Origin of the sequence: Delftia sp. 60 (assembly GCF_002754395.1) — a bacterium.
Lineage (GTDB): Bacteria > Pseudomonadota > Gammaproteobacteria > Burkholderiales > Burkholderiaceae_C > Comamonas > Comamonas acidovorans.
Genome location: NZ_PEFD01000001.1, coordinates 4,486,818 through 4,511,193, shown reverse-complemented (window position 1 = coordinate 4,511,193; position 24,376 = coordinate 4,486,818). Strand labels below are relative to the sequence as shown.

Here is a 24,376-nt window from a genome sequence, read left to right as displayed (position 1 = left end):
TAGCGGGTGTGTACCGTCATACTTCACGCAAGCTGAATCATTTGCAAAGTTGCCATGTACACACTCCGCACATCACGTCCTGAAGATGGTGCCGCTCTGGTTGACCTTTGGCGGCGTTCCGTAGACGCCACCCATCACTTTCTCAGTCCCGATGATCGAAAGGCCATTGATGCCGAAGTGGTCGAGTTTCTGCCTCATGCACCAGTGACTGTTGCTGTCGATGAACATGACCAGCCCCATGGCTTCATGATGATCGATGGCACGCACATGGAGGCGCTGTTCATCGATCCGGATGTCCGCGGCACCGGCATTGGCCGCAAGTTGTTGCAGCATGGATTGGCGCTGCACGGGGCATTGAGCACAGACGTCAACATGCAGAACTCCCAAGCGGTTGGCTTCTATCAACGGATGGGGTTCGTTGAAACTGGACGTTCGCAGGTGGATTCCCAAGGACGCCCTTATCCTCTTATTCACCTGCGACACCAGGGCTAGCTGGAGCCAAGCCGCAGCTCGCATGGGGCCTGCCTTGCAGCAGCAACCCCTTACTGTGGACTGCTGCCCCTTGGTTGATGCTCAGATACACGGTCGGCAACCACCGTTTTGTACGCTTTTAATTTGATGGATAGACAACCAGATACAGGCATGAATTTGAAATTTAAGCGGCTCACTGAAGTTGATCCGGCTCAAATTGTTTCGCTGAACAACAATCCAGATGTGCTGCGACAAATGCCGCTTGGAATTGCGGATTTCGACCTGGCGAAAGCAAATGAATGGGCTCAGAAAAAAGATGCCCAGTGGCAGCAATACGGCTATGGGCCGTGGGCGTTTGAAATTGATCAGCAATTTGCCGGCTGGGGCGGCTTGCAGTACGAGGAAGGTGATGCTGACCTCGCTTTGGTGCTTCACCCCAAGTTCTGGGGAAGTGGCAAGGTCATCTATCAAGAGATAGTGAAACGTGCATTCACTGGCTTGGGGCTGAACTCCATCACGATTTTGCTGCCACCTTCAAGAACCAGAATAAAAGGGATTCTCAAGCTGGGATTTCGGCCAGATGGCGCATTGGATATCGAGGGGACTCGTTTTTTGCGCTATCGCCTGCATGCACCCGGCAAACCCGCTTGACCAGATATTTGAGCAGCGCGTCTTGATCCCGCGCGCTCATACCTTGGCGAGGAAGGCCGCCGCATCACCCGCTTCACACTTCCAGTCTGCGAAGACTCCAACCAGATTGCATTCCACGCAGTGGCAAGCGATGTAGTACCAGCGCACGTCGTGTGTGCCCTCGTACACGGAGACGCCGGACATCAGTTCGAACGTCTCGTTCTCGCACACGCACTCGTGTGCCTCGGGGGTGGCCTCTTCAACATATTCCGCGCTGTCGCCCATCAGGTGTTCCTGCCCGCAGTCGGTGCAGGTGCGGATGGCCACGCCGGCTTCTTCATCTGTCTGCAGCGCAAAAGTCCGGCACCCGCAATCGCATTTGGACGAGGCAAACCGGACGGCCTCATGAAGATTCGCAATGCTGTAGCTGCGCAGCTCGGCTTGGGTGTCGCCGGAAGTTGTTCCGTACCAGAACTCGCCCTTCTTCGTCAGTGCCATTGATACTGTTCCATTCTTCAAGTTGGGCTTCCCGGCAGACCTGACGCCAAGCTTTCCCGATGTTCCGGATTTTGCCTGATGGCACGGTGAATCGTCGCCAAGGGGCCGGGCCGAGGTGGACGCCGATTCTTGGAGATTGCAGCCAGCGACCATCAAGTTCAACTGTTGATCGCCGCCGATGTTCGATGTTGAAGCTCCTGCGTCCAGCTCTCAGCCTGAGACCAGTGTTCGGAAATCTGCAGCTGCCGGCTGCTCCGCAGCGGTTGCTGCCGCCCAGGGCCTCCTCGCGAGCTCGCTGCCGGTGCCGCGCGTCAGCAGCCGTGAGCACGCTTGTGCGAGAGGAAGAAGCGCAGCATCTCGGCGCTGGCGTCGATTCCTCCTGGCGTGGTGTAGCTGCCCTCTGAGCTGCCGCCGGACCATGCGTGGCCTGCGCCATGCAGTTGCCAGTGTTCAATGGCGGTACTTCCGTCGGCCGCGACATAGGCAGAGCGGGTGAATCGCTGGCGGTTCGGCGCATGGCCCTGGATGACGCGAGGTGCGCCTTGGGGACTTTGCGCGCTGCGTGCAGCATTCACCACGGCCGCGCCGTTGTCGTGGTGCACCGTCGTGTCGGCATCGCCGTGAAACACGATCACCGGACACACGCTGGGACCGCTGGCCGAGCCTGATGCTGCGCCTCTTCGCATCGCCTCGAGGGCTGATGGCAGATTGGACGCAGCACCGGCGGGCAAGCCCGAATGCACGCCCACGGCGGCGAACAGCTCAGGATAGGTGCGTCCCAATATGTCCGCCATTGCACCTCCAGCCGATAGTCCGGCGACATAGACACGCGATGCGTCCGCGCCATGGTCAGCCACCATCTGGCGTGTGAGGCCCGCCAGCAGTGCTGGCTCGCCCCGGCCCCGCTGCTGATGCTGGGCCTTGAACCAGTTCCAGCATTTTTGCGAGTTCGCATGCTGTGTTTGTTCGGGATAGAGCACCAATACACCAGCCCTGCGTGCCTGCTCATTCATGCGCGTGCCGGCGGCGAAGTCTTCCGGCCCTTGGGTGCAACCGTGCAGCATGAGGACGAGCGGCCGAGGCCCCGCTTCAAGTGCACTGCCTGGCGGCACATACAGCCGATAGGCCAGCTGCCGGCCTCCGTGCGAGTAGCTGCCGCGCAGCCATTGCTCGTCGCTGCAGGTGTCTGCCTGCGATGAGCCCGCAGGCACGGCGAGTTCGGGAGCATCGTCGATGAAACGGGCTTCGGCATCGACGATCCAGCCTTCTTCCCTGTGACTGGTTGCGGCTGTCTTGCCGTGGGGCGCGGGCGCAGGTGCGGGCGCGCTTTCGCCTCGCAACGTGCGCTGAATCAGCTCGGTTGCTTCCAGCAAATTGCCAGTGCGCGTCAGGCGTGTAGCCTCGCCCAGCATGTCGTGAAAAAGCTGTTTCATGGAGTGGTTCTCAGGTAATGCGGCCGGCCAGAGCGGCACGAACGGCGGGGCTGGCCTGGAGCGCTCCCAGCACCGTGATGGATTCGATGGTTTCTGCGGCCAGCTGCGCAGGCACGTCCTGCGCGATGCTGGCCAAGCCCAGCACCCGGATCTGCAGCTTTTCCCCGGCAGCCTGCACCCGCATGAGATCGGCCTGGGAGAAATGCTGCATACCCAGGACCAGCATCTTGCGGGCGACGACCTGTTGCAACGCGTCCGCGTGGCTGCGCAGGTGATTGCGTATCGCTGTACGGATGAAATCACTGCGGTTTGCGTAGAAGCCTTCGGCGACCAGCAGGTCGATTTGGCCCAGGTCGACATAGCCCAGATTGATGGTGAGCTTCTCGGATTCGCTCACGCGAGGGGTGGAGGTGGTAGTGGCCATGGAACATCCTTATGCCATCCATATGGATGGTTTGAGGATGGTTTCAAGGCCTGATGTTTCAATTTGGCGCTGCACGTCGTGTGGTGTCCGGTGGACGGGCTCTCCAGCGTGTCCGTTGCCATCATTGCCCTGTCACGTCTGGGCCGTAGGGTGGCCGGGCCGGGCCACCGTGCCCGGCGTTGCTCAGCCATGCGCCAGGAGGCTCCATGCAAGATTTGCAGGCAGGCTCGCCGCACGGCCCTTGCGTTTGGGGCCGGCCCGGCGAACGGTTCAATACCTGGAGTCATCTGCGAAACGGTGTCCGGCGGCGATGCGCGCAAGATTGTGGGCGCTGTGGTGTTTGGCCTGTCTCTGGCGGCGCTGTTTGGCGCATCGGCCCTCTTTCATGGCTGTACCGGGGTGCGCAAGCGTTTCTGGCAGCGCGTCGACCACGCCTGCATTTACCTGCTGATTGCCGGCAGCCACACGCCCTTTGCCTTGATGGCGCCCCCTGGCTTGTGGGCTTGGCTGCTGCTTGGCGGCGTATGGGGGCTCGCATTCCAGGGTGCGATACGTGCACTGGGTTTCGATTCGCCGCCGCGCCTGTCCCTGTACATCAGCCTTGGCTGGCTCAGCTTGGGGGGCGCGGTGCCGGTGGCCTTTCGCCATGGTGCGCAGACCCTGGCCTGGCTGCTCGCCGGCGGACTGCTCTATTCGGCAGGAACGGTGTTCTACCGTCGTCTGGCGAGCATGCGCCACGCGCACGGCATCTGGCATCTGTTCGTGGTTGCCGGCAGCGCCTGCCATACCGTTGCGGTAGCCGGTTTGCTCGCCTGACCGCCTGCCATTCATGGCTTCGACACCCCGCTGGCCGTTTTCTCGCACATTCAATAGCGGAAAGATCAAGGGGATGCCAGCATCAGCGGGTTCACAAGCACTTTGTGTGGGCAGCCATCCTCGATCCGCTTTGGCCGCAATGATCGGGCTGGCTACAGATGCCGACTGAGAGTTGTCGGCGGCGAGGGGAATCGCTTCGCATGAGGAAGGTCAATGACCGGTTCCGGCAGCCGCTGACATTCGCTTTGGAACGGCGAACGACCGTACCCAGCCTGAAGCCGTCATCTACCGGGATGTCTGTGAGGACCGCTCCTGGCCGATAGCCGAACTTACGAGACGCGGAAGACTAGGCTGGAGAGCATGTCGTTGAGCTCCGTGTCGTTGTGTCCACGGCCGTTCTCGACTAGGTTCCAATGCCAAATTGCTTGAACCTCTGGCGTCATGGCATTCTCGAAAACGTTCACGGCGAGCCACGCCAAGTCTGTCCTTGAAAGTTGGAAGCGGCGCGCGACCTTTTCGCAAGGCTGTTGCGGGAGGCTGACTTGCCAGCTCACTACGCGCCGCCTCAAGCATCTCTTGGGTCGCCTCAAACATCCTGATTCCTATGCCTCCGGAAAAACATCGACCGTCGGCCCTTGGCCGCCCCAAGTCCGCCGCTGGGCCGCTTGGCGCTGCGAGATGACGCGGAGCAAATCGTCAACGGCAACGTCGCCAGTCACCCCAACTTTGTCCGAGACCGTGGCCAAGTAGGCTTCCCAATGCTCGGACGGCTCTTCCCACGGCATCTCATGAAGAGTCCACCAGCGGTCAAACACCTGAATGGTGATGGCGTCGGAGCCGAGAACACGATGGGCGTCGAGAGAGGAGGACAGGAATTCGTACTCACGGACGCGCGCAAGGTAGAGCAGTTTCACCGCCATAGCAACCGCCTCTTGGCGCCACGCCGACCTGTCTGACCAGCACCTGCTTGTCAGCACCGGCTGCAGAAGCATGTCCGCCTCTTCCGCCGTGAGGACTGATGGGAATGTGACCAGCGCAACTGCCGATGGCTCAATCTGGAAATAGGTGGTGTGTTTCACGAGGTCCAATGCTCGCTTCGAATGCCAGTTTGCAGGCGTGGATTCTGCCTATACCGCGAATGGTCGGTTGAAGTCACAACCGAAACCAGCCGTTTAATCAACCTATTCCCAGTCCACCCACCCCATCCCCACCCCCCGATTCACATGCCGCTGCCCACCCACCACCAACTCCGAATCCAGCGTGGCCAAAGCAACAGAGATCCAGGCGCCCTCCGCGTAATGCGCGCTGTGCCACGTCAGCGATGAGCCGCATTGCTGGCAAAAGCAGCGCGTGATGCCGGGCGATGAGGCAAAGGAGCGCAATTGCTCCTGGCCCTGGGTGAAGACAAGGTCCTTTGTCGGCACGCTGCCGTAGGTGGCGAATGCGGCACCGTGGGCCTTCTGGCAGATGCGGCAGTGGCAGTGCGAGACGGCCTTGGGGCTGGACCGCAGTTCATAGGCGATGGCGCCGCACAGGCAGCTGCCGGTCAGGGGAAGGGCAATGGGGCTTGTGTGGGCGCAGGTGTCAATCATGGCGTGGCGGAAAAGAAAAACGATACGGTTGCCATTTGGTATAGGCCATGTTTGCCGCACAGGTCTCAGAGAGATCGCTGCATCAACCGATGACTTTGGCGACTGGATCCTTGATGCAGTCTGCAGGGAAATTCAGAGCGCAAGCATTCCAGTGCCAATTCAACGCCGCTAAGCTGGGTCGCTCAGCATTGGTCAGGGGAAGCCTCAAGATTTTTCCGGCAATCGCCTGATAGTAGTCACCTTTCAACTTTGTTGAAACCTCAATCTTTAGGTCACCAGGGTTGATGCGTACCAAACGCAAGTCGAACAGGGTGTGAAGATCCGACCGCAGTAGCAGACCATTCACTACTACGTTGGTGTGTGCCCCCAAATATGGCCTGATGTGCGCAGCTTCGAGTGCCTGCTCGACATCGCAACCGGTGAACGCGCAGCGTCCAGCGTATGCCTTCAGCAGCGACTTTCTGAAGCCCATTTGGCCCTGCCTTCGGGCAATGGCTCCTAACGTTTTTTTTCGTGCATCAGTGTCGTCGTCTGGATCGAACTCATCTTCGCTTTCGAGCTCGTCTCGCAGAGCATCAAGCGCTGCTTCAGTCGGCTGAATATCTAGGCGTTGCGGGCGCAGTTTAGTGTCACCAGGCACAGCGGCCAGTTCCCAAATGCCATGGACTTCAGGTTCGTAGAACGTGTATGTGCGGATGCCTAGCGTCTCGACGAACAAGAGGTCGAAAGAGTTGGCGCCGTCGATTACCCGCGCCTTCTGGTTTGGAGACCAGTTTGCTCGAGAAAAGGCGTTCACAGAGACCAGATCAAGGTCAGGGCGTACATTTTTCAGGTTGAAGCTGGGATGTCGAATTGAGAGGTACTGCTCGACTTCGGGAATCGTTGCGGTTCCGCCCAAGGCTCTCAGTGCATCCACAGCCATTTGCCATGTCTGTTTTTCTCCGTATTTGAACTCGCGTTTAAGTTCAGTCTCTGGAGTATCTCTACCCGTTTCCAACGCCGCAGCGATCGGCAACATGTAGTAGGCGTGCTTGTACAGACCTCCGGCCGGACCAGTGTTTCGATAGTCGTTGGGGTTGCGCCTGCCTTCAGTCCAGAGCTTCCAAAATGCGTTGAACCGCGCTCTGTCAAACCATCGAGGTTCACGGCCTGTGTCTGTGATGATGATTTGATAAACAGCATGTTCAGCGTCGCCCTGGCGTTCCAGCTTGAAGCTCTTGTAGCCCGGCCGGACCGCAGTCCAGCGACGCATGGTCATATCGGTCACCGTGTTGAGTCGGCTCCATGCCTCATCAGAATTCACTTGTTTTCCTTCTTTTGATTGTTTTGGGCCGACACCTTATTCACACAGCAAACTTGGTATCTGTGGTGAGAGGCATAAACGAAAAAAGGCGCATGCAATTGTGCATGCGCCCCAATGCCGCGACAGGGATGCGAGGCAACCCCAGGAGTCATCCGTTTCGTCAGTCGCCGATGACCTGCAGCCCGCTGCCGTCCCCATGCGCCTGCAGGCACATTCTTCCGAGATCGTTGAGAAAGCGCAGCACGGGCATCTCGCCCACGCAGGCGGGGATGGCGGCCATGATGTCGTTGTGCAGTTCCAGCAACTGGTCGGAGGCCACGAACATGGCGGCGGATTCGCCGTAGTAGTGCCGCCAGAAGTCCTGCAGCAGGCCGTGGCGGGCCTTGCCTACGACCAGGGGATAGCCGTTTTCCCAGACCTGTGCGTCCATGGAAAGGCTGGCCAGGCCAGGGTCAACAGGCCGCGCGCTGGCGGGGATCAACAGTACACGTCGCATGTCCATGCTCATTTGCGTCTTCCAGGTGCGCCAGTGGACTCGGGCAACCCGGTCCGGGAGGAGGGTGAGAGGGTTCGCACCGCAGGCGGCAAGAACCGGTTCCCACTTTATTCACGTGTGCACAACAAGAAAATTACAGCTGATTACATGCGGCGAGCGATGCACCGTGTGCCTGCCGTTCTCCGTTGCAGTTCGCCGTTCAGGCGCTGCGCGCCCCGCCTTCGATCTCGAACGCAAAGTCCCCGAAGCGCAGGCTGCCGCGCCGCCGCTCCACCAGGGCGGGCGAGGCAGCGCATTCGGGCAGGGCGCTGAGGATCTGGTGCTTGGCGCGGAAGATCTGGATGTTCACGTACGATGGCTCCACGCCCAGCATGCGTGAGAGCGCATCCAGTTCTATCCAGCCCTGGCTTGCGGGGGCCAGGCCTTTTTCTGCGTCCTGCTGGCGCACGCGGGCCAGGGTGACAAGGGTGTAGTGGTGTATGCGTTCGCCCAGCGCAATGGGCTTGCCGTCGCTCATGACGGTCAGGCTGGCGTGCTCTTCGTTCTGGCTGACGGTGAAGCGAAAGGACACTTCCGGCGGCTTGGGCGCACGCGGGTCGAAGCTGCTTTCCCGCGTGGATTCCAGGTCGTCGCATTGCACGAATTCCCAGCTGCCTGCGGAGGTGTGGATCATGGCACCGTCCACCAGGGGCTCGGTGCCGTCGCCGGACTCCTGTAGCCAGCGGCCGTCCTCGAAGAAGACGTTGGCTTCGGGCTCCTGCGCGTCAGGCAGCAGGGTGCCGCGCGGGTTCAGGGCCAGGGGGCCGTCCTGGGGCAGTCCCGGGCCGGGGCTCAGGCAGGTGATGGGAGGTCCCAGGTCTTCCACGGTCCAGGCCGCTTCTGCGCCTTCGCCCATGCTGAGCTTGGCGCCCACCGCCAAAACGGTCCAGCGGCCGGCGACCAGGCGCACGCCGTTGAGCATGGTGCCGTTGCGGCTCTGGTCCACGATTTCCCAGGTCTGCCGGTTCCAGCGGAACAGTGCGTGGACCTGGGAGACGTCGGGCGCCTTCATGACGGTCTGGCAGACCGAAGGATGGCGGCCGAAGGTATGCAGGGGCCGCAGCACGACGATGCGGCCGTCGAGTTGGTTACGAAAGAGGGCCATCGCCTCGAATTCTCCTTGGGGCTTGTGTGAACAGGGGGTGGGCTGGGGGCGCATTGGCCCGGAGCCGGCAGCCTGTTGCCAAGCTGAGAGAGTACATGCCCGCTGCGCTTTTCAGTTTGTCAAACGTACAGAGCCTGCGGATTCAGTTCGGATTCCTGCAGCGGCCGGCTGCGCCAGCCCAGGGCCACGGGTACGTTGCGCAGCCGTGGATTGCCCAGTTCCGGCCAGATATGGCACAGGCCGGGAATCGCGACTTTGACGGTTTGCAGAGGGATGTCGGGGCGCGAGTGGTCGTAGACGATGGTTTCCAGGCCCAGGCCGCGTGCGATGTCCACGCAGCGCGCGATGGCCTGGGCAATGTCTGGCGGCGTGGTGTCCGGCGTGTGCCCAGACAGAGGCGCAGGCTGTTGCGGCGGCGCATCGGCGCTGTCCGCAGGGTGCAGGAAGGCCTGCAGTGGCTCGGGCACGGCAAAGCTTTTGCCGGCCGCGATCAGCTGGCTGATTTCGGTGAGGGCGCGTTCGCAGGCCAGGGCGCGGTCCAGGCTGCAGCCAAAGCCCACGGCCCATTGGCCGGTGTCAGCGTGGCGGCCCACGGAGACGACCACGGGTATGCCGAAGTCATGCGTGATGTCCAGCAGCCAGTACGACCATTGCGGGCCGCAACTGCGGTCCAGGCGCTGGCGCGTGGCCTGGTCGATGCCTTGCAGCGCAATGGCGGGCCTGCGGATCTGGCCGTACCACCAGATGGCGGCGGCGTCGCGTTCCACCAGTTCCATGAAGCCCTGGAGGATGGCCTCTTCCCGCGTGTTGCCGGCCGCGCAGCCGTTGGAGGTCCAGCCCACGTGGTGCTGGCTTTGCGCGGGCGCATGGGCCAGGCAGAAGGCCAGCGGCAGGTAGCGGCGCGCATCGGCGGTCAGGGACCAGGCGGGAGCCCACCACAGGGGCTCGCCCTGGCCGGTGCTGGGGGCCACGGCATGCGGTGGCTTGTCGGTGGCAAAGCCGGCGGTTTGCCGCTCGCTGAAGCGGGCCAGTTCCGTGGGCGCGATGCAGGGCGCGTCCAGCTCGGCGGCGGGGGCGATGACCACGGCTTCGTCGCCCTGGTGGAAGGCGGCGTAGCGTTCCACCGCTTCGCACATGGCGCTGGCGCGGGCCTGCACGGCCGACAGGCCCTTGCCCAGGCACAGCTGTGTTCCGGAGCCGGCCAGGCTGGTGCTGCCGGGGGCCGGTGTCCTGAAGATTTCGCTGCAGTAGACGGTGAGCGCTTCGTCTGTCTCGGCCGTCAGCGGCGTGACCCGGGCAATCACGCCGGTCAGCGGGCTGACGTGCTGCGACAGGCGCTGCACCGTGGTCTCGGCCGGCACGCTGCGCCAGCCGCCATCGGCGCGCGCGGCATGCGTGCCGGGAACTGGCGCAATGCGTTCGCGCTGGCGCAGGGCCATCAGCCCTGGCGTGCCGCAATGCGGGCATTGCGGGCGGGTGGCCACCGGGTGGGGCTGCTCAGGCTCCAGCGTCCACACGGTTTGCGCCGCATCGGTGTGCGCCAGCAGGCGCTGCACCGTGGGCAGCAGGGCCTGCAGCCGCGTGGCGATGAGGTCGGCGCCGGCGCGCACGGGCGGGCAGCGGTCGCTGTCCTGAGCCTGGCCGTGCTTGCCGCCGCGTGCGGGATGGTTGCGTTGCCAGCGGTGTGCGAGGCAATGCCAGCAGGCCGCTGCCTGGGGTTTGAAAAGCGGTCCCGCCATGGCCTGCTCGCCTGTTGGCCGCACCAGCAGCCAGGGCCGGCCTGCGGCACGCTGGTTGGCGTCAATGGCGCCCAGGCGCGGGTCCAGATAGTCGTCGCAGAAAACGATGGTGAGCGGGGCGGGTACCTGCCTGGCTGCCGCCGCGGCAACGGCCGCGGCCCAGTGGCAGGCGTCTGTGCTGTCCAGCGCTGCAGTCAGCATGACGATGTCGATCTGCTCCGATGCCTGCAGGCGCACGGGCGGGGCCGAGAAATCCGGTTGCAGATAACGGTGGCCTTTCACGTCGCTGTGCAGCACCGGCTGGACCAGGCCCTGGCGCAGCAGGGCGCCCAGGGCGTGCAGCATCTGTGCAAGCGGCGCATCGGGCGCTGCGGCGCAGTGCTGCATGAGGCTGGTGCCGGCCTGCAGCGGGGCGTTCAGCGCCAGCACGGCGGCAGAGCCCAGGGCCAGGGTGTCGCGTTCGCTGGCCAGCAAAAGGCGGTCGCCCTGCTGCACGGGCGGCAGGAATTTCTCGTGCCAGCGAAAGGCGTGGGCGAACAGGTCCGGGGCCGTGGGCTCAGGCAAGAGACGGTGCTCCGAGTTCAAGGCGGACGACGGCATAGGGGTGCTGGCCGGTGGTGGCGTGGAAGGCGGTCTCGAACAGCTGGTGCTGCTGCGAGAAGCGGGCATACAGGTGCTCTTGCAGGCTGATGCGGATGGCGGGGTGGATGCGCTCTATCTGCGCGCCGTCCGCAAAGCCCGAGACGACGGGCAGGCGCATTCCGCCCACCTGCATGGGCAGCCGCGCAAGGGCCGGGTGCACATGGTCGAGTACGACGGTGCACGGCGGGCTGCCGGGCGCGGCAAAGCGCTGGGCCAGCTGCTGCAGCATGGCCTCCAGCGCAGCCTGGGGAAGATAGGGGCAGACGCCTTCCAGCAGCACCAGAACGGGCTGGTTGCCGGGCAGGGCGGCGGTGTCCAGCCAGGAGGTGTCGAGGATGGAGCAGGCGAGGTTGGTTTCAGGGCCTGCAATGTATTGCGCGCGCAGGGCGATGGCGTCGGGCAGGTCCACGTTCAGCCAGCGTGCGGTGCCGGCCTCGGGGGCCAGGCGGTTGCGCCGCGTGCACAGGCCTGCACCCAGCGCAATGCACAGGCCGGACGGATGGGCGGTCAGAAATTCGGTGGTGAGCCGGTCGAACAGCTGCGAGCGCAGCACCACGCTGCGTACAAAGGCGGGGTCGGCCGCATGGGCCTCGCTGGCCTGGGGCAGGGCGGCGGCAATGCGGCGCGCCTCGGGGTCGGAAAAAGGCGGCAGGTCCGGCAGTTCCGAGGAAGCTGCCGGACCTGCCGCCCGGGCACGTGCCGCCAGCGTCAGCAGCAAGGTGGCCGTGGCCCCTTGCAGCTGCGCCGGTGCCGTATCAGCAGGTGAAGGGGTAGGCGTCACCGGTGTTGTTGTAGGAGGTCAGGGCGATGGCCCACAGGTCCTGCTCGGCAGGTGCCACCGGGTAGTTCAGCACGATGCCGTTCTTGATGGCCGTGCCGTCTGCGCGCTGCAGGTTCCATTCGCCGCGTGCCGCATCCCAGGTGAAGGCCTGCTCGGTCTCGAAACGGACCTGGAAGTTGAACGGGTTGTTGTAGCCCAGCCATTGGCTCAGCACGGGGGCCTTGTCCTTGCCGTCGTCACGCGTCAGCTCTGCGTGGAACTCGGGCGACTGCCAGGCCAGGGCGATGGCGCGCAGCACCACGCCGCCAAAGGCCAGCAGCGAGTCCGGGCCGCCGCCGGGGATGCCCAGGCCCGTGGGCAGGGCGGCCCTGAGCGTGCCGTTGCTCGGTTCCTCGAACGAGGTGCTGATGCCCATGAAGTTGGGGAACAGCTGGTAGTAGGCGGCCAGCGCTTCGGAGGCGTGGGTCTGGGGCGCCTGGGGCAGGACGATGACGAATTCATCGTCAGGACCGATCCAGCCGGCCGTGAGCACGGGCTTCCATTCGGCGCGCTGGGTGGGGTCGTCGCTCAGGCGCAGCGACACATCGACCTGGGGCCACTGGGTCGGCAGGCTGAAGTCGCGGTGCAGCATGGGCTGGATGTCGCGCTGCCCCAGCAGGTCACGGCGGTAGGCGTCATCCTGCCAGGAGCGGGCGATGGCCCGCAGGTAGGCAAGGCGGAATGCGAGCAACGGTTCAGTATTCTGCAGCTGGGTGGTCATGTGACTTCATCCTCGGTTCAAGAAAAATGCGCCTGGCCGGGCAGGGGCCCGGACAGGTGCACGGACAGTTCAGGCCGCAGCGCGGCCAGCTCACTCAGGCGCGCGGCCACGTCCGGCCTGGCGGGTGCCAGGGCCTGCGACAGGGCCAGCGCCTCGGTTTCGGTGCGGTACTTGCCGGCGGTGCGCGCAGTCCCTGCCGCCTGGGCCAGGCTGTCCTGCACGGCTGCGTGGTCGGCGCCCATGGCCAGCAGGAAGCGGGCCTTCTTCAGGTGCAGCTCGCTGCTGTGCAGCCGCTCGTCCAGTACGTCGGCCAGGCGCAGGCATTCGTCGATCTTGTCCAGGGCCTCGGCCCAGCGCCCGCTGGCCGCCAGCATTTCGGCGACGAAGGAGCGGTAGTAGGTCTGGCAGTAGCGGCAGCCCATGTCCCAGAGCAGCTGCGCCGTGCCGCTGGCGCGCTCAATGCCCTCGGCGCTGGCGCTGCCTGCGCCGTCACCCAGTGCCCAGCAGCGGATGATGTCCGCATAGCCCGAGAACGCGGGCAGGCCGTAGCGGGCCGTGATGTCCAGCAGCTCGCCCGTGGTGGCCAAGGCGCTTTCCTTGTCGCCACGCGCCTGGTGGACCAGGGCCTGGTAGAGCAGGGCCATGCTCAGGGAGGGGATGTGCGAAACCTCGTGCGCCAGGCGCACGGCGTCGTTCGCATCGGCCAGCGCGGCCTGGTCGAAGCCGGCGAACCAGCGCACCAGGGCGCGCCCGCAGGTGGCCCAGACGCGCGTGTCGAAGCCGAACTCGGCCGCATGGTGGACATGTGCCACGGGGTCGTAGCGGGTGATGGCGTCGGTCAGCGCTTCTTCGGCCTGCTCGAATCGGCCGTCGGAGTAGTGGGCCAGGCCCAGGTAGGTCTGCGCGGCCACCAGCACGCCCGTGTCCTGCTGGCGCACGGCCTGCTCCAGCAGGCGGTGGCTGAGCTGGCGCACTTCCTCGCGGTTGCTGGCCACGTGGTGGTAGGTGATCAGCATCCACAGGTGCTGCACCTGCTTGTAGTCGGCCACCGCGTTGGCGCCGGGGCCGGCCAGCAGCTCCTGCGACAGCGCGATGCTTTCCACCACCTGGGCATGGGCCCAGCCGTGCTTGTTCATCAGCGCCTGGGTCACGTAGCTGTTGACGTCCAGCCGCGCCTCGCGCTGGGCCACGCCCTGGAGCTGATGCAGCCAGTCGTCGATGTGGCGCGCGTAGGCAATGGTTTCATCGTTGAGCGAGCGCAGCTGCGTGATGCGCAACTGCCGCACCGCAAGCGCCACGGCCTGGGCATGGTCGCCCGCGTCTGCCCAGTGCTGGGCCACGCCTGCGGGTTCTGCTGCAACGCGCTGGGGCTGGTGCTGCATCAGGGCCAGGGCCACGTCGCGGTGCAGCAGCCGGCGCTGCGATGCCAGCATGCATTCGTAGGCCGTGTCGCGGATCAGCGCGTGGCGGAACATGAAGGCGCCGGCGCCCGCACGTTCATCGGCAATGACCAGGCCGGCCTGGCCCAGCTGCGCCAGTTCCTGCTCGACCTCGCCTTGCGGGCGTTCCACGCAGGCGCACAGCAGGCCGAAGTCGAAGTGCCGGCCCATGGTGGCGGCCAGTTGCAGCAGCGGCTTGAGCGGGCCGATGCGGTCAAAGCGGCTGACCAGCGAGTCGCGCAGGGTCAGCGGAATGGCGGCCGGCAGCCCGGCATGGCGAAAGTCCCAGACGCCGTCCTGCTCCACCAGGTGGGCGTCCAGCAGCATGCGCGCCATTTCCTGGATGAACAGCGGCACGCCGTCGGTGCGCTCCACCACGTGGCGGATCACGGCGGGGCTGAGCCTGCGCGGCGCCAGCGTCTGGCGGGCCAGCTCGGTGGCCTGTGCGTCTTCCAGGCGCCGCACGTCCACGCACTCGGCTTGCAGGCCTTCGGGCGGCTGCCACTGCGGCCGCGCCGTGAGCACCAGCAGCACGCGCCGCCCGGGCAGGCGCGCTACCAGTTGCTCCAGCAGTTCGATGCTGGTGGGGTCGGCCCAGTGCACGTCTTCGACGACCAGCAGCAAGGGCTGGGCTTCGGACATGTGCAGCAGCCATTGCGCGGTGGACTGCAGCAGCAGCGCCCTTTGCATGACGGCCGAGATGCGGCTGGGCTCGCAGTCGCCCAGGGGCAGCGAGAGCCAGGCGCACAGAATGGGCAGGGCGGCCTCGGCATCGCAGCCTGCGGCGCGCAGGGCTTCGCGCATCTGCTCGCGGTGGTCCTGCGGGGGATCGGCCGCCTCCAGCCGCTGCCGTATCAGGCCCAGGAAAGGGGTCAGCGCGGTGTTGCGGTGCTCGGGCTGGCATTGCAGCACCACGGTGTTTGCACCTTGTGTCCTGGCGTGGACGAGCAGCATGTCGGCCAGGCAGGATTTGCCGATGCCCGGCTCGCCGCGAATCCACAGCGCATTGCCCCCAGCTTCGCGGGCCCGCGCCCATGCGTCGTTCAGGCGCTGCAGTTCGGGTTCGCGGCCTATGCACTGCAAGGCCGCATCGGACACAGGCCCTGGCAGTGGCTCGGCTGGCTGCTCCAGCTCCAGGCGATAGGTCTGCATGCCCGTGGGCTGGCCGGGCAGGCGCAGGCTGCCGGCTTTCTCGAAGCGCGCATGGCGGGCCAGCAGGCGATGGCTGCTTTCGCTGGCCAGCAGGGTGCCCGCATCGGCGATGGCCTCCAGCCGCATGGCCACGTTGACGGCATGGCCCGAGGGTGCTTCGCCGCCGACCACCACGGCCATGCCGGTGTGCAGGCCCATGCGGATTCCGAGGTGCAGTCCGTGGACTTGCTCGATGGCGGCCGCGCGGCTGCGGCTGAGCGTCAGCAGCTCCTGCGCCGTCATGCCGGCCTGGCGGGCATCGGTGTCGCTGGTGTGCGGGTAGCCGAAAAGCACCAGCATGCGGTCGCCCAGCGTGCCCGCCAGCATGCCTCCGCGCCGGGTGGCAACGTCGGAGAACAGCGTGAGCTCTTCGCGCTGCAGCAGTTCGATGTCTTCGATGTTCAGCCCCTGCGAGGGCTGGCCTGCAGTGCGTGCCGCGCTGTCCATGCCGTGGATGTCGCTGCCCGGCCACAGGGAGACGCTGCAGCACAGCACGGTGAGCTGGCGCACTTCGGAGAACACGCGTGTGGTGGCCACGGTGCGTGTCAGGTCCGCCTGTTGCACCTGGGCGGCGGCGGGCAACTGGCCCACCAGATCGTCCAGCCGCACGCGCATGAGGTCCCTGAGCAGGGCCGCCGCCGAGTCGCTGCGCTCCGCAGGCCGCTTCTTGAGCGCCTTGCGCAGCAAGGTGGCGATGGGGTGGGTGGAGATGGCCGGCGGCAGCTGCACTTCCTGCGGGCTGAGCTGGCGGTGCACGATCTCGGCCACCGAGGCGCCCTGCACGGCGGGCGTGCCCGTCAGGCATTCGAGGAACATCAGCCCCCAGGCATACAGGTCGGTGCGTGCGCTGGGCGGCTCGCCGCGCAGCTGCTCGGGGGCGCTGTAGGCCGGCGTGCCCAGGCACTCGTCGCCCATGGTGAGCTGCGAGACCTGCGGGCCGGCAAACTGCGGAATGACGGTGCCGATGCCGAAGTCCAGAACCATGGCGTGCCGCACGGCGCCCGTGGAGGTGACCATCACGTTGTCGGGCTTGAGGTCGCGGTGCACGATACCGGCGGCATGCGCGCAGTCCAGCGCATCGAGCACCTCGGCCATGAGGCGGCCGGCCTCGGCGGCAGTCAGCACGCCCTGGCGGCGGATCAGGCTTTTGAGGGTCTCGCCGGGCACATATTCGAAGACGCCGTAGACGCAGTCGCCTTGCTCGCCCTTGTCCAGCAACTGGACGATGTGCGGATGGTGCAGGGACGCGCACAGCATGGTCTCGCGGTGGAAGCGCTCCACCTGGCGGCCGCCTTCCTGGAGCCTGACGACCTTGATGGCCACCGATGCACCCGTGCGCCGGTGGCGCGCGCGGTAGACGGTGCCGTAGCCACCCGATCCCAAGGTTTCCAGCAGTTCGTAATCGGGTATTTCCAGGGGGGCTGGCGCCACCGGGGTCACCGCAGCTTGCGTGGGGTTGGTGATGGCATCGTGCATTTCAGCCTCGGTTGGGGGTCCTCCTGGAGGGTATCCAGTCGTCCATTTGTCATACGGCAGACCGTGCTTTTGATACCGTTCGTTACTATAGCGTACGTCCGAATGCAATTGACTGTTTTTGCCTACCTGCTTGCCTATGGTTGCCGTCGCCGTGGCGTCCGGCGCTCAGTCCAGTTGCAGCAGTGCGCTGACGGCGGTCTGCAGCATGTCCACCAGCTCGGGGTCCATGTAGCGGTACTCGTCAGGAATATCGAGCACATGCACGCGCTTTTGCGCCAGCAGCCTGCCGAAATCGGCCTTGAGGCGGGTCTGGTGCCTTTCCTCCATCACGAGAATCACGTCGGCCCAGGCCACATCGTCGGCCGACACGCGGTGGCGGGCGCCCGCACTGGTGCCGCCCGAGCGCACCTGCAAGGCAGGGTGCCTGCGCCAGACCTGCTCTGCCGTGGGACTGCGCCACTGGTTGCGGCTGCAGACGAAGAGGACCTTGAGGCGGTTGTCATTGCGGGGCATGGCTGACAAGGGGGATGGATGGTTGAGAGGACTGGCGCGCAGTGTAGAGCGCCGCGGTTTGCAGGTGCTGCGCCATCGCCTATGATGCGCGGCACCTGTGAATAATCACAGCTACTTGCAACCCACGGAAAGGTCCACGCACCATGAACGGTCATTGTCTTTGCGGCGCAGTCAGCTTTGTCTCTCCCCAGGCCCGGGAAATCGGGGCCTGCCACTGTGGGTACTGCCGGCGCTGGGGCGGTGGCCCCATGCTGGCGGTGCATTGCGGGCCCGATGTGAAGTTCGAGGGCGGCGAGCACATCGGCACCTATGCCTCCTCCGAATGGGCCGAGCGCGCCTTCTGCAAGCAGTGCGGCACGCACCTGTACTACCGGCTGCACGCCACGGGCGAGTACTTCGTGCCGGCCGGCGCCTTCGAGTCGCAGGACTTCGAGCTGGCCACGCAGATCTACATCGACAAGAAGCCCGGCTACTACGACTTCGCCAACCAGACGCCGACCATGACCGAGGCCGAGGTCATCGCCCAATACGCGCCCCCGCAGGAATGAGGCACAGCCCCATGCCCCTGCACGATGACTCCAGCGGCCTGGCAATGGAGCCTGCCGCACGGCCCGGCGATCCGCTCGACCGGGTCGATACACCCAGCCTGGCGCTGGACCTGACCGTCTTCGACGCCAACCTGCGCACCATGCAGGACTGGGCCGACCGCCACGGCGTGGCGCTGCGCCCGCATGCCAAGGCGCACAAGTGCCCGCAGATCGCGCTGCGCCAGCTGGCGCTGGGCGCGCGCGGCATCTGCTGCCAGAAGGTGAGCGAGGCCGTGCCCTTTGTGGCGGCCGGCGTACGCGACATCCTGATCAGCAACGAGGTGGTGGGACCCGCCAAGCACGCGCTGCTGGCCCGGCTGGCGCGCAGTGCGCGCATGGCCGTGTGCGTGGACAACGCGGCCAACCTGGTGCAGTTGTCCGAGGCCATGTCGCAGGCGGGCGTGGAGATCGACGTGCTGGTCGAGGTGGACGTGGGCCAGGGCCGCTGCGGCGTCACGGGCCCCGAGGCCGTGCTGGCCCTGGCGCGGCAGGCGCATGACCTGCCGGGCGTGAATTTCGCGGGCCTGCAGGCCTACCACGGCGCGGTGCAGCACCGGCGCAGCCGCGAAGAGCGTGCGCAGGTCTGCCGGGAGGCGGCGCGCCAGGCGGCGGCATGCGCGCAACTGCTGCGCGACAACGGCATGGCCTGCCACACCATCACGGGCGGCGGCACGGGCAGCGTGGAGTTCGACGCGGCCAGCGGCGTCTACACCGAGCTGCAGCCGGGCTCCTATGCCTTCATGGATGGCGACTACGGCGCCAACGAGTGGGACGGGACGCTGGCCTTTCGCAGCAGCCTGTACCTGCTGTCCACGGTGATGAGCACGCCCGCGCCGGACCGCGTCATCCTGGACGTGGGCCTGAAGTCCACCTCGGCCGAATGCGGGCCGCCTGCCGTGTACGGCACGCCGGGCCTGCGCTGCGTGGCCATCAACGACGAGCACAGCGTGGTGCGCGTGGAGCCGGGCGCCCAGGCGCCGGCGCTGGGCAGCGTGCTGCAGCTGCTGCCCTCCCACGTGGACCCGACTTTCAACCTGCACGACGAGCTGGTGGTGCTGCAGGACGGCGTGGTGCACGCGCTGTGGCCGATTGCGGCGCGCGGGCTGTCGCGCTGAAGACGGCATGAAAGAAGCCGCCGGCCTTGCGGCGCGGCGGCTTTTTTGCGTCTGCGGCCTGCTGTGGCCTGTGGCTTACAGCTCGATCTTGGCGCGGCGGATCACGTCGCCAAAGCGCTTGTTCTCTTCGACGATGAAGGCCTTGAACTCTTCGGGCGTGGGGAAGTAGTTCTCGTAGCCGAAGGTCTGGAACTTGGGCTGGATGTCGGGCTCGCGCAGGACTTTCATGGTGTCCTGGCGGATCTTCTCGACCACGGCGGGCGGCGTGGACTTGGAGACGGCAAAGGCATTCCAGCCGGTGACCACGGCGTCGGCCGGGCCGCCCGATTCGGCCACGGTGGGCACGTCTTCATAGCCCTTGAGGCGGTGGGGTGCCAGCACGGCCAGGAAGCGCAGCTTGCCCGAACGCATCAGCGGGCCGGCCGTGCCCGAGGAGCCCAGCGCAAAGGCCAGCTCGCCCGTGGCCACGCTGGTGTACAGCTGGCTGGTTTCCTTGTAGATGACGTGTTCCATCTTGGTGCCCGTCAGCGACTCCAGCAGGGCCGAGCCCAGGTGCACCGGGTTGCCCACGGACCACGAGCCGTAGTTCAGCTTGCCGGGGCGCGCCTTGGCGTCGGCAATCAGGTCGGCCACGGTCTTGTAGGGGCTGTTGACCGGCACGCAGACGAAGAAGAAGGTGCGAAACAGCGGCAGGACGACTTCGAAGTCCTTGTCGATGTTGTAGGGCAGCTTCTTGAACAGGTGGGGATAGGCGGCCAGGTGGACGTTGTCCAGCTGGATGATGTCCGTGCCGTCGGTGGCGCCGCGCTTGAAGGCCTCGATGGCGATGAAGCCGTTGCCGCCAGGGCGGTTTTCCACGATGACGGGCTGGTTCCACAGGCGCGCCAGCTTGTCGGCCACCAGGCGCGAAGTGCCGTCCGGCCCGCCGCCCACGGGGAACGGATTGATGATGCGCACCTGCTTGGTGGGCCAGTTGGCGGCGGCACCCGACTGGGCACGCGCGGGCGCCAGCGCGCCCAGGGCCAGGGCGCCAAGGGCGAGGCCCGCCTGGCGGCGATTGATGCTGAAGGCGCTGTCTTTCATGGTTTGTCTCCGAGTCGCTGTTGGGCTTGCTGGGTGGCTTGGCCCTATGCCGGGAATGCACGGGCCGCTCTTGTTTTCTACGCTCTCTTGCGGGAGCGGCTGGATCATCCAGTCGCCGCATTGTGTCAGTTCGCTGCAAAGCACCTAGCCATGGCTGCCGCTAGCAGCTATAGCAAAATGGCATAAGTGAGGAGACGATAGAACATGAATTTGCAGCAGATAGAGACCTTTGTGCATGTGGCCGAGACCGGCAGCTTCAGCAAGGCGGCCGTGCTGCTGGAGACGGCCCAGCCCGCACTGAGCCGCCAGGTGCGGGCGCTGGAGACCGAGCTGCGCGAAACCCTGCTGATCCGCACCGGCCGCGGCGTGACGCTGACCGACGCGGGCCGCCGCCTGCTGGAGCACGGCCACGCCATCATGCAGCGCGTGGCGCTGGCCAAGGAGGATCTGGGCAGCCAGCGCGACGAGCCCGTGGGCCGCATCGTGGTGGGCCTGCCGCCCAGCCTGGCGCGGCGCCTGACGCTGCCGCTGATCGACCTGTTCAGCAAGGACATGCCCAAGGCCCGCCTGGCCGTGGTCGAGGGCTTTTCCATGAACATTGCCGAATGGCTGACTTCGGGCCGCATGGACCTGGGCCTGGTCTATACGCCCGAGCCGCATCCGCACATCGAGGTCACGCCCGTGCTGGAGGAGCGCCTGTGCCTGATCGGCCCGGCGCGCACCCTGGGCGGGCGCAGCGGCGTGCGCTTTGACGAGCTGTCGCAGTTCCCGTTGATCATGCCGCAGCACGGCCAGATCTTCCGCAAGCTGATGGAAGCGCAGGCCACGCTGTCCCAGGTCAAGCTCAACGTTGTCTGGGAAGTGTCCAGCGTGCCGGCCATCCTGGACCTGGTGCGCGGCGGCTACGGCTACGCCGCGCTGACCGACAGCGCCATGCGCAGCCACCTGACCGATGCCGAGCTGGTGGGCATTCCCATCGAGTCGCCCCATGTGGTGAGCACGCTGTGCCTGGCGCAGTCGGCCAAGAAAAAGGCCACGCCGCTGATCCGCAAGACCTCGCTGGCCCTGCGCGAACTGAGCCAGCAGGTGTGCGCGCCGCTCTGAGCGGTTGCAGCGACGGCGGCAGGCCGCAGGCCAGCAGGCCTCAGAGCAGCGGCCGCAGCTCCCGCGCCGCCTCCTGCAGCAGCGGCAGCAGCTCGGCCGCCATGTCGGCGGGCGCCATGCGCTGGGGCGAGGTCACGATGTTGAGCGCGGCCACCGTGCGGCCCTCCATGTTGCGCAGCGGCACGGCCAGGGCCTGCACGGCCAGCTCATGCTCTTCCAGGGCCAGGCAGAAGTCCTGGCGGCGTACTTCGTCCAGCACGCCTTCGAGCGCTGCGCTGTCCGTCACCGTGTGGGCGGTCAGGCGCCGCAGATCGTGCGATGCCAGCCATTGCCTGAGCTCGGCCGCAGGTAGCGCGGCCAGCAGCACGCGGCCCGTGGAGGTGGCATGGGCGGGCAGGCGGCTGCCCAGGTGCAGGCCGTGGGCCATGAGGCGCTGGCCGCGTTCGTGCAGGGCGCTGCGCGCGACGATGACCACCTCGTGGCCATCGCGCACCACGCAGGAAAACGACAGCTGGGTCTGCGCCGCCAGCCGGTAGAGCACGGGCTGGACGATGCGCGGCAGCCGCGCCGAGGCCAGGTAGCTGCCCGACAGCCGCAGCACCTTGGGCGCCAGCCAGAAATGGCTGCCGTCCGTCTCCAGGTAGCCCAGGTGCGTCAAGGTCAGCAGATGGCGGCGCGCGGCCGTGCGCGTGATGCCCGAGCGCTCGGCCGCCATGGTGGCGTTCAGGCGCTGGCGCTCGGTGTCGAAGCTCTCCAGCACGGCCAGGCCCTTGGCCAGTCCGGCGATGAAGTCATCCGGGTCGATGGGAAAGGGCTGGTTCATGGGCGGGGAGGGCGGGCATGCAGGTAGTGCGCGATTGTCGCGCAGATTGCGCGATCACCGCGCAACGCGTGCTGCAGCCCCTCGTCTTTGCGCTGCCTCAAAACTAATCTTGGGCGCAGGCCATGGCACGAACCGGCCATGACATCGAACAACGCAACGGAGACAAATCAATGCGCACCCAAGTCGCCATCATCGGTGCAGGCCCTGCCGGCCTGCTTCTCGGCCAGCTGCTGTACCGCGCAGGCATAGACAACGTCATCATCGAGCAGCGCAGCGCCGACTACGTGCTGGGCCGCATCCGTGCCGGCGTGCTCGAACAGGTCACGGTGGACCTGCTGGAGCAGGCCGGTGCTGACGCCCGCATGCGCGCAGAAGGCCTGCCGCACGACGGCATCGAACTGCTGTTCGGCGGCCAGCGCCACCGCATCGACCTGCATGGCCTGACCGGCGGCAAGCGCGTCATGGTCTACGGCCAGACCGAGGTCACGCGCGACCTGATGGAAGTGCGTGCCGCCGAGGGCCTGACCACGGTCTACGAGGCCAGCAACGTGCAGCCCGTGGGCTTCGATGGCGACAGCCCCGTCGTGCGCTATGAGAAGGACGGCCAGGTCCATGAGCTGCAATGCGACTTCATCGCCGGCTGCGACGGCTTTCACGGCATCTGCCGCGCCAGCGTGCCCCAGGACAAGGTGCGCACCTTCGAGAAGGTCTACCCCTTCGGCTGGCTGGGCCTGCTGTCGGACACGCCGCCCGTCTCGCACGAACTGATCTACGCCCAGACCGAGCGCGGCTTCGCACTGTGCAGCCAGCGCAGCGCCACGCGCAGCCGCTACTACCTGCAGGTGCCGCTGACCGAAAAGGTCGAGGACTGGAGTGATGAAGCCTTCTGGAACGAACTGCGCCTGCGCCTGGACCCCGAGGCACGCGAGCGCCTGGTGACCGGCCCCTCGCTGGAAAAGAGCATTGCCCCGCTGCGCAGCTTCGTGACCGAGCCCATGCGCTTCGGCCGCCTGTTCCTTGCCGGCGACGCGGCCCACATCGTGCCGCCCACAGGCGCCAAGGGCTTGAACCTGGCCGCCTCGGACGTGGGCTACCTGTCCAGCGCCTTCGCGCAGTACTACCGCGACAAGGCGCCCGAAGGCATCGACGGCTACTCCGAGCAATGCCTGCGCCGCGTCTGGAAGGCCGAGCGTTTTTCGTGGTGGATGACCTCGCTCATGCACCGCTTCCCCGATGCGGGCGGCTTCGACACCAAGGTGCAGGAGGCGGAGCTGGACTACATCGTCAACTCCCGTGCAGGCTCGACCTCGCTGGCGGAGAACTATGTGGGGTTGCCGCTGGTGTGAGCCCAGGGCAATAGCGAGGGGCAGCGCCTGCATTGATGCGCGCCTGTCGCCACAGCATTGCGCAAATTTGCAGCCCGCCTCGCCCGGACGGGTGCGGGCGAGGAGTAAGCTTGTCGGGTTATGGCGCACATCACGTTTCCCCCTCCCTATATCGCCCCCAGAATGCAGCGCAGTCGCTGCGCGACGCAGGCTATGCGGTGCTGCGCCCCGATGAATTCGCGGCCTGGGCAGGCGTGTCATTGACCGAGCTGCATGCGCTCGATGCCGACTGGGCCCAGCTGCCGCCCGATGCCTTTCTGAAGGACGGCGGGCGCTACCGGCGCCGCCGCCATTCCTGCTTCATCGCGGGGCAGGACGGGCTGCAGCAGGTGGAGCACCGCGCGCACTGGCAGCCGGTGGAATACAACGCCCTGCATGGCGGCATGCTGCGCATGTTCGATCCCATGCGCGACGCCACGGCGCAAAGCACCACCTGGAGCCGGCTGCTGCTGGCGCTGGCCGGCCTGTCCGACCAGGTGTTCTGCGCCCAGGGCAATGATGTGCAGCACGAGCGCTGGTTCATCGAGTCCCACCAGTTCCGCATCGACACCACGGACGGCATTGGCCGGCCCACGCCCGAAGGCGCGCACCGCGACGGCGTGGACCTGGTGGCCGTGATCCTGGTCGGGCGCGAGGGCGTGAAGGGCGGCGAGACACGCATCTTCGAGGCCACGGGCCCCAGCGGCCAGCGCTTCACGCTGACCGAGCCCTGGTCGGTGATGCTGCTGGACGATGCCCGCATGATCCACGAGACCACGCCCATCCAGCCAGAGCAGCCGGGCGGCGTGCGCGATACCCTGGTGCTGACCTATCGCCGCCAGGGTTTCCAGGGCTCGGAGCTGACGCGTCGCCGCAAGGATTGATGCAGCTCAAGACGCTGGCGCATGATGGGCGCACACTTTGGTTCATCGACCCGGCCGCCCCCGATTGT

The 24,376-nt window shown here is 65.9% G+C and carries 22 protein-coding genes and 1 pseudogene; 8 read left to right on the top strand and 15 right to left on the bottom strand.

Annotated features, from left to right (window positions below; genetic code table 11):
• The first annotated feature begins 54 nt into the window (after positions 1 to 54).
• Positions 55 to 492: an acetyltransferase gene (locus tag CLV01_RS20455; protein ID WP_099733347.1), complete on the top strand. Its 438-nt coding sequence runs from the start codon at positions 55 to 57 to the stop codon at positions 490 to 492.
• Positions 493 to 642: 150 nt separating this feature from the next.
• Complete coding sequence (locus CLV01_RS20450; protein WP_099733348.1) at positions 643 to 1,122, top strand: GNAT family N-acetyltransferase; 480 nt, start codon at positions 643 to 645, stop codon at positions 1,120 to 1,122.
• A 36-nt stretch (positions 1,123 to 1,158) separates the two neighbouring features.
• On the opposite strand, the gene CLV01_RS20445 is transcribed toward CLV01_RS20450, so the two are convergent.
• The 3 genes from CLV01_RS20445 to CLV01_RS20435 form a co-directional block, all read right to left on the bottom strand.
• The gene (locus CLV01_RS20445; RefSeq protein WP_013801890.1) at positions 1,159 to 1,599 is read right to left on the bottom strand and encodes a hypothetical protein; all 441 of its coding nucleotides are present in this window, start codon (positions 1,597 to 1,599) and stop codon (positions 1,159 to 1,161) included.
• A 311-nt stretch (positions 1,600 to 1,910) separates the two neighbouring features.
• Entirely contained in the window at positions 1,911 to 3,032 is a 1,122-nt protein-coding gene (locus tag CLV01_RS20440; RefSeq protein WP_099733349.1) for an extracellular catalytic domain type 1 short-chain-length polyhydroxyalkanoate depolymerase, read from the bottom strand.
• 10 nt (positions 3,033 to 3,042) lie between these two features.
• On the bottom strand, positions 3,043 to 3,456 hold the full coding sequence (locus CLV01_RS20435; protein WP_013801892.1) for a CopG family transcriptional regulator: 414 nt from the start codon (positions 3,454 to 3,456) through the stop codon (positions 3,043 to 3,045).
• Between the two features lie 297 nt (positions 3,457 to 3,753).
• On the opposite strand from CLV01_RS20435, the gene trhA reads away from it, so the two are divergent.
• Positions 3,754 to 4,272, top strand: coding sequence for a PAQR family membrane homeostasis protein TrhA (gene trhA, locus CLV01_RS20430; protein ID WP_257221427.1), 519 nt, complete (start codon positions 3,754 to 3,756; stop codon positions 4,270 to 4,272).
• Between the two features lie 602 nt (positions 4,273 to 4,874).
• Here trhA and CLV01_RS20425 read toward each other — a convergent pair.
• The 10 genes from CLV01_RS20425 to CLV01_RS20380 form a co-directional block, all read right to left on the bottom strand.
• A complete protein-coding gene (locus CLV01_RS20425) occupies positions 4,875 to 5,351 on the bottom strand; it encodes a hypothetical protein (RefSeq protein ID WP_143290012.1) in 477 nt (158 codons plus the stop codon).
• Between the two features lie 102 nt (positions 5,352 to 5,453).
• Positions 5,454 to 5,864, bottom strand: a complete 411-nt coding sequence (locus tag CLV01_RS20420) for a GFA family protein (protein WP_099733351.1) — start codon at positions 5,862 to 5,864, stop codon at positions 5,454 to 5,456.
• A gap of 82 nt (positions 5,865 to 5,946) precedes the next feature.
• Complete coding sequence (locus CLV01_RS20415; RefSeq protein ID WP_143290013.1) at positions 5,947 to 7,167, bottom strand: HNH endonuclease; 1,221 nt, start codon at positions 7,165 to 7,167, stop codon at positions 5,947 to 5,949.
• A gap of 160 nt (positions 7,168 to 7,327) precedes the next feature.
• On the bottom strand, positions 7,328 to 7,663 hold the full coding sequence (locus CLV01_RS20410) for a hypothetical protein (protein WP_223275358.1): 336 nt from the start codon (positions 7,661 to 7,663) through the stop codon (positions 7,328 to 7,330).
• Positions 7,664 to 7,862: 199 nt separating this feature from the next.
• On the bottom strand, positions 7,863 to 8,807 hold the full coding sequence (locus CLV01_RS20405; protein ID WP_065346240.1) for an FHA domain-containing protein: 945 nt from the start codon (positions 8,805 to 8,807) through the stop codon (positions 7,863 to 7,865).
• Between the two features lie 119 nt (positions 8,808 to 8,926).
• On the bottom strand, positions 8,927 to 11,146 hold the full coding sequence (locus CLV01_RS20400; protein ID WP_099733353.1) for a TOMM precursor leader peptide-binding protein: 2,220 nt from the start codon (positions 11,144 to 11,146) through the stop codon (positions 8,927 to 8,929).
• Entirely contained in the window at positions 11,103 to 11,969 is an 867-nt protein-coding gene (locus CLV01_RS20395) for a class I SAM-dependent methyltransferase (RefSeq protein WP_232245205.1), read from the bottom strand. The genes CLV01_RS20400 and CLV01_RS20395 overlap by 44 nt, the downstream gene beginning before the upstream one ends.
• Positions 11,944 to 12,729 (bottom strand): BMA_0021/BMA_0022 family TOMM bacteriocin, encoded by a 786-nt coding sequence (locus tag CLV01_RS20390; RefSeq protein ID WP_034394953.1) that lies wholly within the window; start codon positions 12,727 to 12,729, stop codon positions 11,944 to 11,946. The genes CLV01_RS20395 and CLV01_RS20390 overlap by 26 nt, the downstream gene beginning before the upstream one ends.
• A gap of 17 nt (positions 12,730 to 12,746) precedes the next feature.
• A complete protein-coding gene (locus tag CLV01_RS20385) occupies positions 12,747 to 16,835 on the bottom strand; it encodes a TOMM system kinase/cyclase fusion protein (protein ID WP_099733355.1) in 4,089 nt (1,362 codons plus the stop codon).
• A gap of 165 nt (positions 16,836 to 17,000) precedes the next feature.
• Positions 17,001 to 17,348, bottom strand: coding sequence for a low molecular weight protein tyrosine phosphatase family protein (locus CLV01_RS20380; RefSeq protein WP_099733356.1), 348 nt, complete (start codon positions 17,346 to 17,348; stop codon positions 17,001 to 17,003).
• Between the two features lie 143 nt (positions 17,349 to 17,491).
• On the opposite strand from CLV01_RS20380, the gene CLV01_RS20375 reads away from it, so the two are divergent.
• Together CLV01_RS20375 and CLV01_RS20370 are read left to right on the top strand one after the other, a co-directional pair.
• Positions 17,492 to 17,896, top strand: a complete 405-nt coding sequence (locus CLV01_RS20375; protein ID WP_034394943.1) for a GFA family protein — start codon at positions 17,492 to 17,494, stop codon at positions 17,894 to 17,896.
• An 11-nt stretch (positions 17,897 to 17,907) separates the two neighbouring features.
• Entirely contained in the window at positions 17,908 to 19,050 is a 1,143-nt protein-coding gene (locus CLV01_RS20370) for a DSD1 family PLP-dependent enzyme (RefSeq protein ID WP_099733357.1), read from the top strand.
• Between the two features lie 75 nt (positions 19,051 to 19,125).
• On the opposite strand, the gene CLV01_RS20365 is transcribed toward CLV01_RS20370, so the two are convergent.
• Positions 19,126 to 20,133, bottom strand: coding sequence for a Bug family tripartite tricarboxylate transporter substrate binding protein (locus CLV01_RS20365; RefSeq protein ID WP_013801912.1), 1,008 nt, complete (start codon positions 20,131 to 20,133; stop codon positions 19,126 to 19,128).
• 204 nt (positions 20,134 to 20,337) lie between these two features.
• Between CLV01_RS20365 and CLV01_RS20360 the strand changes: the two genes are divergently transcribed.
• Positions 20,338 to 21,237, top strand: coding sequence for a LysR family transcriptional regulator (locus CLV01_RS20360; RefSeq protein WP_013801913.1), 900 nt, complete (start codon positions 20,338 to 20,340; stop codon positions 21,235 to 21,237).
• Positions 21,238 to 21,277: 40 nt separating this feature from the next.
• Here the strand turns inward: CLV01_RS20360 and CLV01_RS20355 are convergent, their stop codons facing one another.
• Entirely contained in the window at positions 21,278 to 22,060 is a 783-nt protein-coding gene (locus CLV01_RS20355) for an IclR family transcriptional regulator domain-containing protein (protein ID WP_012206162.1), read from the bottom strand.
• Positions 22,061 to 22,230: 170 nt separating this feature from the next.
• Here CLV01_RS20355 and pobA point away from each other — a divergent pair, with 170 nt between their 5' ends.
• The gene (pobA, locus tag CLV01_RS20350; RefSeq protein ID WP_013801914.1) at positions 22,231 to 23,406 is read left to right on the top strand and encodes a 4-hydroxybenzoate 3-monooxygenase; all 1,176 of its coding nucleotides are present in this window, start codon (positions 22,231 to 22,233) and stop codon (positions 23,404 to 23,406) included.
• Between the two features lie 120 nt (positions 23,407 to 23,526).
• Positions 23,527 to 24,308 (top strand): annotated as a pseudogene (locus CLV01_RS20345) (2OG-Fe dioxygenase family protein).
• Positions 24,309 to 24,376 lie beyond the last annotated feature (68 nt).